Below are 13,546 nucleotides of genomic sequence, written 5' to 3'. Positions count from 1 at the left end.
GGCGTGGCGTTCCCCGCTGAAGTTCTCGCCGAGGAGGAAGAGCTCGTCCTCCACCTGCATCCGCACTGGAAGACGGCCCTGGGCCCCGGCCTGCTCACGCTGCTCGCGGTGGTCGTGACCGCCGGAGCATGGGTCATGCTGCCCAGCACCGAGGGCGGCCGCGTCGCCTTCCTGGTGATCGCGGCCATCATGCTCTACCAGGGCGTCCGGTACGGGGTGGCGCCGCTGGTGATCTGGCGGTGCACCCACTACGTGCTGACCGACGAGCGGATCCTGCTGCAGGACGGCGTGATCGCCCGGGAGCGGCGGGACCTGCCCCTCAACCGGGTCAACGACCACGTGGTGAACCAGTCGGTGCTCGACCGGGCGTTCGGCACGGGCACCCTGAAGATCGACTCGATCGGCGAGCAGGCCGTGGTGCTGACCGCGGTGCCCCGGGCCCAGCAGGTGCAGACGCTGCTCTACGAGCTGATCGAGCAGGACCGGCTGCTGCGCCCGGACGACGAGGACGCGGACGAGATCGAGCCCGAGGTCCCCGTACAGCGGAAGGGTCTGTTCAGGAAGCAGCGCGGCTAGGCTCGTCCTCGGTGCTGAGCTCGGCCAGGCCGGCCACCGCGTCCAGCTCGGCCAGATCGCCCTCGTGCCCGTCGACCGGCGGCTTGAGGAAGACGAACGTGCGGTAGGCCCAGAACCGGAACACCGTGGCCACCACGATGCCGACAGCGGTGACGGCCATGAACGCGTGCGCGTCGTCGGCCTCGGTCAGCCCGAAGCCGTACTTGCCGATGGCGATCGACCCGGACTGGATGAGCATGCCGATCAGGTTGAAGCCGAAGAAGAGCGTGTACTCCCGCCGCAGCGCGGTGCGGCTGTGGTTGCGATAGGTCCAGTACCGGTTGGCGATGTACGCCAGCGTGGTGGTGACCACGGTGGCGATGACGCTGGCCTTGACGGCGCCGATCGGCAGCGCGACCCACGTGATCACCAGGTAGAGCAGGGTGTTTCCGGCACCGATGACGCCGAACGCCAGAACTTCGGGGGCGAGACGGCGCAGGTGTTCCGTCAGCGCGCGAGCTGAAGGCATTGAGCAACCTTACGGGAGAGAGGGCTGTTACGCCGTGTCACGAATGGGGGACGGCGGCACTGGACCGGCCGCGCTGTGCTCCTGTCGTGGTGGCGTGCCCGGCGGGGTCGTGGCCGGGAAGACGAACCGGCGGTAGGACCAGAAACGGAACAGCGAGCCGGCTGCGGTGCCGACCAGCTGGCCCGAGATGTTGTCCGCGAGCTGGGTCTGGAAGACGGGGGAGAGCTGCCCGAGACCGTAGTGGCTGATGGCCAGGCAGGCGAGCCCGATGCCCAGCCCTATGGCGTTGAGCACGAAGAAAACCGTGTACTGCCGGGCCATGTTCGTGTGGGCGCGGTGACGCCAGGTCCAGAACCGGTTGCCGGCGAAGGCGAAGGTGGTCGCGATCACGGTCGAGATGGTCTTGGCGATCAGCGTCTCGAAACCGGCCTGGAGCAGCACGTTGAAGATCGCCACGTCGATGGCGAACGCGACGCCGCCGACCGTGCCGAACTTCCCGAGCTCGCGAATCAGCGCCCGGAGCCGGTGGCGCAGGCCGGTCGGCTGCGTCGACGAGGATTCGGGCACGGTCCCGAGAGTACCGGGGGCAGTCACGGACCGCTGTTTTCGTTGGCGAGTCTTAACCGCTGGACTCCGCATGGTCACGTTGCCGGTACGGAGGGTGGATCTCGCTGATTTCGGCAATCTCGGCCACTCGCTTCCGGCACTCGGCGCACCACCCCAGATGGACGCGCATCCGGTTGCCGTCCCGCGGGGCCAGTCGCCCGCGCAGGTGGACGCCGAGCCGGTCACCCGCCCACCGGCACTCGGGGTGGTCGGCGGTCGTCACATGTTGCTGGAGGTAGAGGCTGCGCAGCCCCTCCCGCGCCCGATGGGCCAGCACGGCCACCGCGTTGGGCGTCATCCCCAGCATCCCGGCCACCTCGGCCGGGCTGTTCCCTTCAACGGCGGTCTGCCACAGCACGTCACGCCAGCGCTCGGGCAGCTGGCGGAATGCGGCCGCGGCGTAGTTGCGTTCCAGCCGGTCGAGCGCCGGGTCGACGTAGGGCTGGCCCTCGTCGTACCGGGTGAGGTCGTCGGTGAACTCGAGCCGCCGGTCCCGCTGGGCCCGGTGGTAGCAGACGTGCCGCATGGTCGTGTTGAGGTACGCGCGAAAGGCGACCAGCGGCCCGCGGCCGGCTCGCAGTGAGGCGAACACCTTGGCGAACGTCTCGGCCACGAGGTCGTCGACGTCGGCCGGGTCGTTGGTCAGGCCCCACGCCAGCTGGCGGGCGGCCGCGCGGTGGCGTTCATAGAGCGTCCCGTACGCCGCAGTGTCCCCGGCCCGGACGGCGGCCAAGAGCTCGGTGTCCGGCGTCATTCCTGCCTCCTACGGCGGGAGTAAGAGGAAAGCCCGATGACAACCAGCTTAGGCGGTTATATCCGTTTTGCGAAAGTCGACCTTTCGTCGGGCGTGCCCGGCCGTTGCGCGGAGTTGCGCTCTTCGGTGAAGGATCGATCGCGTACGAGCATCGAGACCGAGGATTGTGCGGTTATCCACAGCAACGGCCGATGAACTCACAGTGTCGGCGGCTTAGGCTGAGCCATCTCGTAGGTCAGCGCCGACCGAAGGAGCACGACTTGCCCGCTTTTGGAAAACACGCTCGCCTCGCCGCCTGGATCGACGACATGGCGGCCCTGACCACTCCCGACCGCATCGTTTGGTGCGACGGCTCCGACCAGGAGTGGGCCACGATCACCGACACGCTGGTCGAGTCGGGCGCGCTCGTGCGCCTCGATCCCGCGAAGAAGCCGAACTCGTTCTGGGCCCGCACCGACCCGAACGACGTGGCCCGCGTCGAGGAGCGCACCTTCATCTGCTCGGCCGACGAGGCCGACGCCGGACCCACCAACAACTGGATGGCCCCGGCCGAGATGAAGTCGACGATGACCGAGCTGTACCGGGGCTGCATGCGCGGTCGCACCATGTATGTGGTGCCGTTCTGCATGGGACCGCTCGACGCGGAACAGCCCATGTTCGGCGTCGAGCTGACCGACAGCCCCTACGTCGTCGCCAGCATGCGGATCATGACGCGGATGGGCTCGGCCGTGCTCGAGGCGATGGGCTCCGACGCCGACTTCGTGCCCGCCATGCACTCGGTGGGCGCCCCGCTCGATCCGGGCCAGACCGACGTCGCCTGGCCGTGCAACGAGACCAAGTACATCTCCCATTTCCCCGAGACCCGCGAGATCTGGTCTTTCGGTTCCGGGTACGGCGGCAACTCGCTGCTCGGCAAGAAGTGCTACTCGCTGCGGATCGCCAGCGTGGCCGCCCGCGACGAGGGCTGGCTGGCCGAACACATGCTGATCATGAAGCTGACCTCGCCCGAGGGGCAGGTCCGCTTCGTCGCCGGCGCGTTCCCGTCGGCCTGCGGCAAGACCAACCTGGCCATGCTCGAGCCGACCCTGCCCGGCTGGAAGGTCGAGACGGTCGGCGACGACATCGCCTGGATGCGCTTCGGCGAGGACGGCCGGCTGTGGGCCACCAACCCGGAGTACGGACTGTTCGGGGTCGCCCCCGGCACCGACTTCCACACCAACCCGAACGCGATGCGCACGCTGGCCCGCGGCAACTCGGTCTTCACCAACGTGGCCCTGACCGACGACGGCGACATCTGGTGGGAGGGCATGGGCACGCCCCCCGACCACCTCGTCTCGTGGAAGGGCGAGGACTGGACCCCCGAGTCGGACGCCCCCTCGAGCCACCCCAACAGCCGTTTCTGTACGCCGATCGAGCAGTGTCCGATTCTGGCCGACGAATACCACGACCCGCGCGGCGTGCCGATCGACGCGATCCTGTTCGGCGGCCGCCGCAAGACCACCGTCCCGCTGGTCGCCGAGGCCCGCGACTGGGTCCACGGCGTCTACCTCGGCGCCACCCTGTCCAGCGAGACCACGGCGGCCGCGGTCGGCCAGGTCGGTGTCGTCCGCCGCGACCCGATGGCGATGCTGCCGTTCATCGGCTACCACGCCGGCGACTACTTCCAGCACTGGATCGACATCGCCAAGGGCGCCCCCGGCGACGCTGCTCAACTGCCGAAGATCTTCTACGTCAACTGGTTCCGCCGCGACGAGGACGGCGGCTTCCTGTGGCCCGGCTTCGGCGAGAACAGCCGCGTCCTCAAGTGGATCGTCGAGCGACTCGACGGCCGCGGTGAGGCAGTCGAGACGCCCATCGGCCACGTGCCGACCGTGGCGGCCCTCGACCGTACGGGCCTCGACCTCACCGACGAGCAGCTGGAAGCGGCGCTGCGCGTCGACCGCGACGAGTGGCTGGCCGAGATCCCGCAGGTCACCGAGTGGTTCGAGAAGTTCGGCGACAAACTGCCGGCCGTGCTGTGGGCCGAGTTGGACGCGCTGAAGGCCCGCCTGGCCTGATTCCGGCGCCCACCGGGTAAGACCCGGTGGTGACAATCGATGCGGAGCGGCGGCCACGCGCGCTGAGTGTGCTGACCGCCCTCCTGCTGGCCACGGCCGCGGCCACCGTCGTGGTCGAGGTCTTCAACTACTTGTACGCGCCATCGCACGGCTTCGGATTGGCAGTGCGCACCGGCTGGGCGTTGCTGCGTACCCTCGGCTGGCTCCTGCTCGTCCGGCAGGTGCGGCGAAACCGCGCCGTCGCCCGCCCGCTGGGCCTGATCCTGGCCGTGACCACGATCTTCGCCGTGGGCCGCCTGGTCGTGCCGCGCTCCGGCCTGCCCCCACTCCCCGGCGTGGCCGGCTTCGCGGTGCTGGTCATCCTGTGCGGGGCCGTGGTCGCCATGCTCTACCGGCACCCGGTGGTCCGCGAACACCTGGTGCGACACCCGAACCGCCTGGTGTTCACCCGCGACGGCGTCCGCATGCAGGAGGCCGCCCCACGCCGGGCGCCGGTGACCGGCTGGCTGCTGACGGCCCGCATCACGGCGTTCACCTACAGCCCGCTGATGCTCGTGCCGTGTCTGATCTCGTTCGGCGAACTGCGCGACCGCCCGGAATGGCTGCTCGCCGTCCTGTTCTGGCTGGCCACGGGCATCGGCGTCAGCTACGCGGTGTTGCTCGGCACGTTCTTCCTGCTCCGCGGCAAGGCGGGGGCGCGCCGCTACCTGGGCTGGCTGACCCTCTTCGTGCTGCTGTGGGACCTGCCCCTCTGCTATTTCCTGCTCGGCGTGGACGGCCTCATCCGCGACGGCGCTCCACTGCTGGTCGCAGGCCTGCTGACCTGGTACGCGCTGCACCGAGCAGTCAAGCTCGAAGCCGCATGAGCCTGAGTCAATCGTCGAGCGCGGCCAGCCGCAGGTCTCGCCGGCATCGCCAGTCCTCAGGTTCGAGGCGGCGCAAGATCGGACCCATCCGCTCGTCCTTTCGTCGAATGCGACCGACGCCAGGAACCGGGAGCAGACCGCGCAATCGATATCGACGCGATGAAACCGGCGGCGTGCGCTCCTCAGAGCACACCGGACAGCAGGGCCAGGCGCAGTTTGATCTCGTCGTCGCTGCCTGCCGCAGCGGTGAGGACCACCAGCTTGAGCTCGGCGTCGCCGTCGCTCAGCACGTCGCAGTCGACGGCGATCGGCCCGACCGAAGGGGCCAACAAGGGTCTCGGCTACGAGACCGCCCGCCGGCTCGTCGAGCTCGGCCACACCGTCCTGCTGGGCGCCCGCGACGCCGGCCGGGGTGCGGCCGCCGCCGGGACGATCGGCGCCCGGTTCGTCCGCATCGACGTCACCGACGACGAGTCGGTGGCCGCGGCCGCCGCCGACGTCGAGCGGCACGAGGGACGCGTCGACGTCCTGATCAACAACGCGGGGATCCCGGGCACGTATGGCTCGACCAGCGTCACCGACATCCGCGAGGTGCTCGATGTCAACGTCGTCGGCGTGGTGCGTACGACCGAGGCCTTCCTGCCGTTGCTGCGGCGTTCGGCCGACCCGGTCGTGGTCAACGTGAGCAGCGGGATGGGGTCGCTGGCGGCCACGCACGACCCGGCCCGGGCCGAGTCGAAGGCGGTCTTCCCGGCCTACACGTCGTCCAAGGCGGCGCTGACCATGCTGACCACCCAGTACGCCAAGGCGATGCCGGACATGCGGATCAACGCCGCCGACCCGGGCTACACCGCGACGGACTTCAACGGACATTCCGGCCCGCAGACCGTCACCGAGGGCACCGACGCCGTTGTCGCGCTGGCCACCGAAGGCCCCGGTCACGGCTCCGGGCGGTTCGTCGATCGGGATGGTGACATCATCTTCTGACGTGCGACCGGGGATGCTCCGGCGCCGCTCATCACCGAGGATTCTCGGTATGCAGGAGTTCGATGTCGCGATCGTCGGCGCTGGTCCGGCCGGGTCGGCGGCTGCGCTGGCGGCCCGGCGGGCGGGCGCCTCGGTGGCGCTGTTCGACCGGGCCGAGTTTCCTCGCGACAAGCCGTGCGGTGATGGCATCGCGGCTGACGCGGTCACCGTCCTGGAAGGACTCGGCGTGTACGGCGTCACCGACGGCTACCCGGCGATCGAGCGGCTGCGGCTGGTCGGCCCGGGTGGGTCGGCGGTGGCGCGGCCGCTACCCCGGGCGGCGCACACTGTGCCGCGGCGAGTCTTCGACGAGCGGTTGCTGCGGGCGGCGGTGAACGCCGGCGCGGAACTGCGCAAACACACCGTACGGTCGGTTCGGGCCGTGGATGGCGGTGTTGTCATCGACGGGCGGTGGCGGGCGGGAGTGCTTATCGGTGCCGACGGTGCGGGCTCGGTGGTGCGGCGGGCGCTGGGGTTCCCGGTGAACCCGCCGGGGCACCTGGCCGTCGCGCTCAGAGGTTACGCGCGCACCAGCAACACCACCGAGCAGGTCATCGTCACGACGCGGGCGCGCTGGCCGGCCTACGCGTGGGAGTTCCCGCTGGGGGACGGCGCCGCGAACGTCGGGTACGGGGAGGTCCTGCGCGGCGTGCCGCTGTCCCGGGCGTACCTCGTGGAACGCCTCGAGACGTTGCTGCCGGGCCGTGAGCCGACCGGGCTGCGGGGGCATCACCTGCCGTTGTCGACGCATCGGCCGCCGCCGGCGCGGGGGCGGGTGCTGCTCGCGGGGGACGCGTTGTCGCTGATCAACCCGTTCACGGGGGAGGGCATCTTCTATGCCGTCCTGTCCGGAGCGCTGGCCGGTGCGGTGGCCGCGACCGGTGGGGAACGGGTCGCCGAACGGTACGGGCGTGCTCTTCGTCACCGCCTCGGCCGGCATCTTCGGCACTCGAGTTTCGCGGCTCTGCTCACCCGCAAGTCGTGGGTGGTCGACGCCGCGGTGGCGGCGGCTGCCCGAGATGGGGAGGTCTTCGACCGGATGGTGGAGCTCGGCCTCGGCGACGGAGTTTTCGACCTCCGCACGATCGGTCGCATCGCCTCGCGGTTGGGCCACCGTCACCCGGCCGCCCCTTGAGTCGTCGCCGACAAGGGCTAGGGTTTTAAGCGATGAGTCTGCGGTCGTTGATTTCCACTCCGTTCTACCGCGTGTATGAACGTCGGCTGGCCGGCAAGCTGGCCGGCAAGCCCGTGCCTCAGCACGTCGGCGTCATGTGTGACGGCAACCGCCGCTGGGCCCGCGAGATGGGCTTCGTCGACCCCAACGACGGCCACCGCGTCGGCGCGACCCGGATCAAAGAGCTGCTGACCTGGTGCGACCAGGCCGGCATCAAGCACGTCACGCTCTATCTGCTGGCCACCGACAACCTGCAGCGGCCGGCCGCCGAGCTCGACCCGCTCGTGAAGATCATCGAAGATCTGGCCACCGAACTGGCCGAGGACGGCAACCCGTGGCGGCTGCGCATGGTGGGCGCGCTCGACGTGCTGCCCGCCGCCACCGCGGCGACCTTGAAAGCGGCTCAAGAGAAAACCCGCGGCCGTACGGTCGGGGTCGAGGTCAACATGGCCGTCGGCTACGGCGGACGCCGTGAGATCGCCGACGCCGTGCGGTCGCTGCTGCACGAGCAGGCCGCGGCCGGGCGCACGATCGAAGAGATGGCCGAGATACTCGACGTCGAGCACATCGCCGAGCACCTCTACACCCGTGGGCAACCCGACCCCGACCTGGTCATTCGCACCAGTGGGGAGCAGCGGCTCTCCGGCTTCCTGCTGTGGCAGTCGGCGCACTCGGAGTTCTATTTCCACGACGCCAACTGGCCCGATTTCCGCCGCATCGACTTCTTGCGCGCGCTGCGGTCGTACGGAAGCAGGCAGCGCCGCTACGGCGCCTAGAACCTCGTCAGTCCCTCGCTGAGGAAGGCCGCGACCGCGTCGGGCGAGTCGAGCGTGAGGTCGGCCGCACTGGACACCTCGGCCCCCGTCTCGGGGTTGGCCACGGCGACCGCGACCCCGAAGAACGACGGGTCGACGGCCTCGCGGGCACGCAGCGCGTCGAACGCCTTGATGTCGGACATGTCGTCACCGAAATACCACGCGCACCCGGCGTTGCGGACGCCCTCGGTGATGACCATGCCCTTGTCCTGGTCGACGGGGGGCTTGAGCTCGACCACCATGCGACCGGCCTGGACCCGCAGCCCGAGCTGTTCGGCCTGCTCGTGACCCCAGCGCTCGACCGCGGGCGCCTCGTGCGGGGCGGTGCGGTAGTGCAGGGCCACGGAGAGCCGCTTGTATTCGACCAGGGTCGACGCGGGCAGCTCGGCCCGGGCCCGCTCGGCCAGTTCGGCCATCGCGGGCACCCACGGCTCGGCGGCGGGGTTGGTGACGACCTTGCCGTCGTGCCACACCTCGAGCCCGTACAACCCGTAGAGGTCGACGTGCTCGAGCGAGGAGAACCGGGAGTGCAGGAAGCTCACCGGGCGGGCCGACACGATCGCGACGCGCTGGACCACCCCGGCCAGGCGCTGCAGGGTGCCGAGGACGGCCGGCGCGGGCTGGGACGCGTCGGGGTCGTCGGTGACGGGTGAGAGCACGCCGTCGAAGTCGAAGAAGAAGGTGGTCGCCGATGCGTGGGCGGCGGTGAAGGCCCAAGCCTCGTCGATGCTCGGCGGATGGGTCGGACGCGGAGTCTGTGCCACGTCGTCAGATTACCCGGACCAGGTGACGTTTCATGCCGGAGAAATTTGCCTGGACGTCGTCCGTCACCCGTTTTTGCGTACTACCGCGTAGCGCAGTTGACCGCTAGCGTTTGAGTCATGGCACGGGGTCATCCCGAGCCAGCCGGTTGGCCCGGACCTGCGACAAAGTACGCCACGGGGCCCCGCAATCCGACCCCGTGCATGAGACGGGCCGCCGGAGGCGCGGACCGCGGGCGTACCGGGTTGCACGCCCGCCGCTGGAGCAGGCCTGTGACATCTCGCCGATCAGATGCCGACGTCGCCCGCGACTCGGCCGCCGAAGTCTCCCCCAGCACAGCGCGCACCGGGCGCAAGACCCGGGACAGGCACGCTGACGCCGAACCGGCCCCCGCGGGCCGTGTTTTCGTTCTGGACACTTCGGTCCTGCTGTCCGACCCGGCGGCGTTCCGCCGCTTCACCGACCACGAGGTGATCATTCCCCTGGTGGTCATCAGTGAGTTGGAGGGCAAGCGTCACCATCCCGAGCTCGGGTGGTTCGCGCGGCAGTCCCTGCGGCTTCTCGACGAACTGCGGATCAAGTACGGGCGGCTCGACCAGCCCGTGCTCTGCAACGACGAGGGCGGCACGCTGCGCGTCGAGCTCAACCACGCCGACCAGAGCGTTTTGCCGCAAGGCTTCCGCAACGACTCGAACGACACCCGGATCCTCTCGGTCGCCCTCGGGCTGGCCGCCGAGGGCCGCGAGGTCACGCTGGTCAGCAAGGACATGCCGCTGCGGGTCAAGGCGGCTTCGGTGGGACTCACGGCCGACGAGTACCGCCACGGGCAGGCCAGCGACCCGACGTGGACGGGCATGGCCGACCTGAAGCTGGGCGAGGAAGAGGTCAACGCGCTCTACAGCGGCGAGGAACTGGAACTGGAGGAGGTCGACCACCTGCCCTGTCACACGGGCCTCGTGGTGCACTCGCCGCGCGGGTCGGCGCTGGGCCGGGTCACCCCCGACAAGACCGTGCGGCTGGTCCGGGGCGACCGGGAGGCGTTCGGGCTGCGCGGCCGGTCGGCCGAGCAGCGGGTCGCCCTCGACATCCTGCTCGACGAGTCGATCGGCATCGTCTCGCTCGGCGGCCGGGCCGGCACCGGCAAGTCGGCGCTGGCGCTGTGCGCCGGACTCGAAGCCACAATGGAGCGCAACCGTCACAAAAAGGTCATCGTCTTCCGTCCGCTCTATGCCGTGGGTGGTCAGGAGCTGGGCTATCTGCCCGGCAGCGAGAACGAGAAGATGTCGCCCTGGGCCCAGGCCGTGTTCGACACGCTGGGCGCTGTGGCGCACGCCAACGTGGTCGAAGAGGTGATGGCCCGCGGGCTGCTCGAGGTGCTGCCGCTGACCCATATCCGCGGGCGCAGCCTGCACGACGCCTTCGTGATCGTCGACGAGGCGCAGTCGCTGGAACGCAACGTGCTGCTCACCGTGCTCTCGCGCATCGGTCAGGGCTCGCGGGTGGTGCTCACCCACGACGTGGCCCAGCGCGACAACCTGCGGGTGGGCCGGCACGACGGCGTCACGGCGGTGATCGAGGCGCTCAAGGGCCACCCGATCTTCGCCCATGTCACGCTGACCCGTTCCGAGCGGTCGCCGATCGCCGAAGTGGTCACCGACCTGCTCGAAGAAATTCCACTCTGAGTAGCGAGGAGAATCCGTGGTGTGATCACGGATTCCCCTCCGGAGTGTCGTGATCGGCGGGTTTTTTCACCCGGTTTGAGCGTAGAATTCATGTGAGCAAGTTCACAAGAGCGCGTCGCCATTTCACATCCACTTCACCGTGGGCCATGGTGTCTGACGAGCGCCAAGCGTGTTCATCGTGATCGGAGATCAACTTTTCGAGCCGGTGGGTCGCGGTGCTCGCGGCGTGTCTGGCCACCTTCGCGGGGGCCCGGCGCCGCGTCATTGCCCCCGACGAAGGGAACCTTCGTGAATCGGCTCTGGAGCCGGGTCGGAGTTCGAGTTGCCTCGGTCAGCCTGCTGGTTGCGGGCGCGGCTACCGGCATCTACCTCGGACAAGACAACGAAGTCCAGCAGCAGACCGCTGAGGCCGGCACCGTCGCGCGGGTAGCCGCGGTCGACGACGTGCAGTTGCTGAAGCAGCGCCAGGCCGAGCATGCCGCCGCCCGCGCGACCCGCCGGGCCGCCGAGGGTGACGCCGCCGCCACGGCCGCGAGCGCGGCCAAGGCCGCTGCCGGTCAGGCGCACAAGGTCGAGACCAAGGCCATCGCCAAGAAGAAGGCGGACGCCGAGGCGGCCAAGAAGAAGGCCGAGGAAGAGGCGGCCAAGAAGGACAGCGACGAGGGCTCGGGCAGTACGCCGGAGTTCACCGGCGACATCCCCGCCTCGTGCGACGAGTTCAGCGGCAACCGGGCCACCGGCTGTGCCCTGATGCTCGACGCCGGCTTCAAGATCTCCCAGTTCTCGTGCCTCGAGAAGCTGTGGAAGAAGGAAAGCGGCTGGAACCACAAGGCCACCAACCGCAGCTCGGGTGCGTACGGCATCCCGCAGGCCCTGCCGGGCAAGAAGATGGCTTCGGCCGGCAGCGACTGGAAGAGCAACCCGGCCACCCAGATCGAGTGGGGTCTCGGCTACATCGAGGGTCGCTACGGCACCCCGTGCAGCGCGTGGGGCCACTCGCAGGACGTGGGTTGGTACTAAGTAGACGAGCATTCTGACGGGCCGCGCGGCTAATCGCGCGGCCCGTTTTGCTGTGATCAAATGTCTGTATGGTCCGAAAAGCCGCTTTGCTGGCCTTGGCCGCGGTCCTGCTGTTCGGCGGGCAGCCCGCTCGAGCGATCAGCGACGCGCGCCCGGCCCGCGACGTGATCGGCGGGCTGGTGGCGCCGCAGGGCAAGTTCCCGTGGGCGGTGCGCCTCTCGATGGGCTGCGGCGGGACGCTGATCGAGCCCCGGATCGTGCTGACCGCAGGCCATTGCGTCGACGGCACCGGCAAGAACAAGAGCATCGTGGTCACCGCCGGTGTCACCGACCTCAAATCCCGCCGGGCCCGGACCGCCCAGTCGGAACGAGTGATCCGGGCCGAGGGCTTCATCGACGAGGTCCGCGGTGACGACTGGGCCGTCGTCCGCCTCGACCGGGACCTGCACCTGCCGACCCTGCCGATCGGCCGGGACGTGATCGGCGACGGCAAGTACGTGGTGATGGGATGGGGCCTGACCCGCGAGGACTCCGTGCAGCAGGAGGAGCGCCTGCACTACGCGAGCGTGCCGACCGTGCCGGATGACAAATGCGCCCTGGCGTACCAGAAGGCAGGGGTGACCCTGGTGTCGGATGAGCAGCTCTGTGCCGGGTCGCCCGGTGTCGACACGTGTCAGGGGGACAGCGGGGGCCCGATGGTCGGCCACGGCCGGCACGGCGAATGGGTGCAGGTGGGCATCGTGAGCTGGGGCCTGGGGTGCGCGCGAGACGGGTACCCCGGCGTCTACACCCAGCTCTCCACGTTCCGCCCGGCGATCAAGGCCGCCGTGCGCAAGCTGCGCTAGAACTCCAGCGTCGAGGTGCTGCTGGGGGACGAGGCCGGGCGCACCCGCTTGCGGCGGAAGATGATGGCCGCGATCGCGCCGCCCAGCAGGCCCAGCAGGTGGCCCTGCCATGAGATCGGCTGGTCGGTCGGCAGGATGTTGTAGAGCTGGTACCAATACAGCAGGCCGATGAACGCGGCCACGCCGAGGTTCCACCACGAGCGCTCGACCAGGCCGCGGGTGAGCAGCAGGCCCAGGTAACCGAAGACGACGCCGCTGGCCCCCACGACCACACTGTTGGGGTCGCCCACGAACCAGACGCCGAGGCCGCTCACCAGCATGATCACGAAGGTCGACCAGATGAACCGCTTGGTGCCGCCGGCCAGCGCGAACGTGCCGACCAGGATCAGCGGGACGGCGTTGCCGTAGAGGTGGTCCCACCCCGCGTGCAGGAACGGGCTGAACAGCACGCCGTCGAGCCCGTCGATGCGATGCGGGATGATGCCGCCGGCCACGTCGAGCTGGCCCGAGCCGATGCCGACGTCGATCGCCTCGACCAGGAAGAGCACCGGGATGACGGCGCACATGGTGACGAACGCCCGCCCCAGGGACGCGTAGAAAGCGTCCGTGCCGAACTTCGCCGCTGCGTCCGCGCGCGCCTGCTCCCCGTAACTCATCTTTCGATAGTTCCAGGCGATGGCAGGCCCCGCCAATGGGCGGACCCCGCCATCAGGTAGTTCTCAGACAATCAGGTTGTCGCGATGGCAGGCCCCGTCCGCCGTTCCAGTGGGCGGACCCTGCCATCAGGTAGTTCTCAGACAATCAGGTTGTCGCGATGGCAGGCCCCGTCCGCCGTTCCAGTGGGCGGACCCTGCC

14 protein-coding genes are annotated in these 13,546 nt (G+C 69.4%); 9 read left to right on the top strand and 5 right to left on the bottom strand.

Annotation, left to right across the window (positions count from 1 at the left end):
* Positions 1-3: 3 nt before the first annotated feature.
* Positions 4-576, top strand: a complete 573-nt coding sequence (locus tag M1L60_RS17525; RefSeq protein ID WP_253238504.1) for a PH domain-containing protein — start codon at positions 4-6, stop codon at positions 574-576.
* On the opposite strand, the gene M1L60_RS17520 is transcribed toward M1L60_RS17525, so the two are convergent.
* Genes M1L60_RS17520 through M1L60_RS17510 form a run of 3 tightly spaced genes read right to left on the bottom strand, consistent with a single transcriptional unit; the run spans position 557 to position 2,444 of the window.
* Positions 557-1,084 carry a GtrA family protein gene (locus M1L60_RS17520; protein ID WP_253238503.1) on the bottom strand — a complete coding sequence of 176 codons (528 nt, stop codon included), beginning with the start codon at positions 1,082-1,084 and terminating at the stop codon, positions 557-559. The two genes, M1L60_RS17525 and M1L60_RS17520, sit on opposite strands and share 20 nt — an antisense overlap.
* Positions 1,085-1,111: 27 nt before the next feature.
* On the bottom strand, positions 1,112-1,723 hold the full coding sequence (locus M1L60_RS17515; RefSeq protein ID WP_438862121.1) for a GtrA family protein: 612 nt from the start codon (positions 1,721-1,723) through the stop codon (positions 1,112-1,114).
* Positions 1,704-2,444, bottom strand: a complete 741-nt coding sequence (locus M1L60_RS17510) for a sigma-70 family RNA polymerase sigma factor (RefSeq protein ID WP_253238501.1) — start codon at positions 2,442-2,444, stop codon at positions 1,704-1,706. The genes M1L60_RS17515 and M1L60_RS17510 overlap by 20 nt, the downstream gene beginning before the upstream one ends.
* 260 nt (positions 2,445-2,704) lie before the next feature.
* On the opposite strand from M1L60_RS17510, the gene M1L60_RS17505 reads away from it, so the two are divergent.
* The 5 genes from M1L60_RS17505 to M1L60_RS17485 all read left to right on the top strand — a co-directional run bounded on the left by M1L60_RS17505 (position 2,705) and on the right by M1L60_RS17485 (position 8,343).
* Positions 2,705-4,501 (top strand): phosphoenolpyruvate carboxykinase (GTP), encoded by a 1,797-nt coding sequence (locus M1L60_RS17505; RefSeq protein WP_256516634.1) that lies wholly within the window; start codon positions 2,705-2,707, stop codon positions 4,499-4,501.
* A 29-nt stretch (positions 4,502-4,530) separates the two neighbouring features.
* Positions 4,531-5,367 carry a hypothetical protein gene (locus tag M1L60_RS17500; RefSeq protein ID WP_253238500.1) on the top strand — a complete coding sequence of 279 codons (837 nt, stop codon included), beginning with the start codon at positions 4,531-4,533 and terminating at the stop codon, positions 5,365-5,367.
* A 261-nt stretch (positions 5,368-5,628) separates the two neighbouring features.
* A complete protein-coding gene (locus M1L60_RS17495; protein WP_253238499.1) occupies positions 5,629-6,354 on the top strand; it encodes an SDR family NAD(P)-dependent oxidoreductase in 726 nt (241 codons plus the stop codon).
* A gap of 49 nt (positions 6,355-6,403) precedes the next feature.
* Positions 6,404-7,528, top strand: coding sequence for an NAD(P)/FAD-dependent oxidoreductase (locus M1L60_RS17490; RefSeq protein WP_253238498.1), 1,125 nt, complete (start codon positions 6,404-6,406; stop codon positions 7,526-7,528).
* 32 nt (positions 7,529-7,560) lie between these two features.
* The gene (locus tag M1L60_RS17485; RefSeq protein WP_253238497.1) at positions 7,561-8,343 is read left to right on the top strand and encodes an isoprenyl transferase; all 783 of its coding nucleotides are present in this window, start codon (positions 7,561-7,563) and stop codon (positions 8,341-8,343) included.
* On the opposite strand, the gene otsB is transcribed toward M1L60_RS17485, so the two are convergent.
* Complete coding sequence (gene otsB, locus M1L60_RS17480) at positions 8,340-9,146, bottom strand: trehalose-phosphatase (protein WP_253238496.1); 807 nt, start codon at positions 9,144-9,146, stop codon at positions 8,340-8,342. The genes M1L60_RS17485 and otsB overlap by 4 nt on opposite strands.
* 270 nt (positions 9,147-9,416) lie before the next feature.
* Here otsB and phoH2 point away from each other — a divergent pair, with 270 nt between their 5' ends.
* The 3 genes from phoH2 (at position 9,417) to M1L60_RS17465 (ending at position 12,691) form a co-directional block, all read left to right on the top strand.
* On the top strand, positions 9,417-10,826 hold the full coding sequence (gene phoH2, locus M1L60_RS17475) for an RNA 5'-3' helicase PhoH2 (protein ID WP_253238495.1): 1,410 nt from the start codon (positions 9,417-9,419) through the stop codon (positions 10,824-10,826).
* 288 nt (positions 10,827-11,114) lie between these two features.
* Positions 11,115-11,846, top strand: a complete 732-nt coding sequence (locus tag M1L60_RS17470; RefSeq protein WP_253238494.1) for an aggregation-promoting factor C-terminal-like domain-containing protein — start codon at positions 11,115-11,117, stop codon at positions 11,844-11,846.
* 68 nt (positions 11,847-11,914) lie between these two features.
* Positions 11,915-12,691 (top strand): S1 family peptidase, encoded by a 777-nt coding sequence (locus M1L60_RS17465; RefSeq protein ID WP_253238493.1) that lies wholly within the window; start codon positions 11,915-11,917, stop codon positions 12,689-12,691.
* Here M1L60_RS17465 and M1L60_RS17460 read toward each other — a convergent pair.
* On the bottom strand, positions 12,688-13,347 hold the full coding sequence (locus tag M1L60_RS17460) for a rhomboid family intramembrane serine protease (protein ID WP_253238492.1): 660 nt from the start codon (positions 13,345-13,347) through the stop codon (positions 12,688-12,690). The two genes, M1L60_RS17465 and M1L60_RS17460, sit on opposite strands and share 4 nt — an antisense overlap.
* Positions 13,348-13,546: the final 199 nt, after the last annotated feature.

Source organism: Paractinoplanes aksuensis, assembly GCF_024137025.1.
GTDB lineage: Bacteria > Actinomycetota > Actinomycetes > Mycobacteriales > Micromonosporaceae > Actinoplanes > Actinoplanes aksuensis.
Note: the sequence above shows the minus strand (reverse complement) of the source record. Positions and strands in the feature narration are given on the sequence as shown.

Bases quoted from the DNA above. Each gene is read 5' to 3' on its own strand.
- M1L60_RS17520 (WP_253238503.1), bottom strand. From the start codon at position 1,084: ATGCCTTCAGCTCGCGCGCTGACGGAACACCTGCGCCGTCTCGCCCCC.
- M1L60_RS17515 (WP_438862121.1), bottom strand. From the start codon at position 1,723: ATGCGGAGTCCAGCGGTTAAGACTCGCCAACGAAAACAGCGGTCCGTG.
- M1L60_RS17510 (WP_253238501.1), bottom strand. From the start codon at position 2,444: ATGACGCCGGACACCGAGCTCTTGGCCGCCGTCCGGGCCGGGGACACT.
- M1L60_RS17490 (WP_253238498.1), top strand. From the start codon at position 6,404: ATGCAGGAGTTCGATGTCGCGATCGTCGGCGCTGGTCCGGCCGGGTCG.
- M1L60_RS17485 (WP_253238497.1), top strand. From the start codon at position 7,561: ATGAGTCTGCGGTCGTTGATTTCCACTCCGTTCTACCGCGTGTATGAA.
- M1L60_RS17465 (WP_253238493.1), top strand. From the start codon at position 11,915: ATGGTCCGAAAAGCCGCTTTGCTGGCCTTGGCCGCGGTCCTGCTGTTC.
- M1L60_RS17460 (WP_253238492.1), bottom strand. From the start codon at position 13,347: ATGAGTTACGGGGAGCAGGCGCGCGCGGACGCAGCGGCGAAGTTCGGC.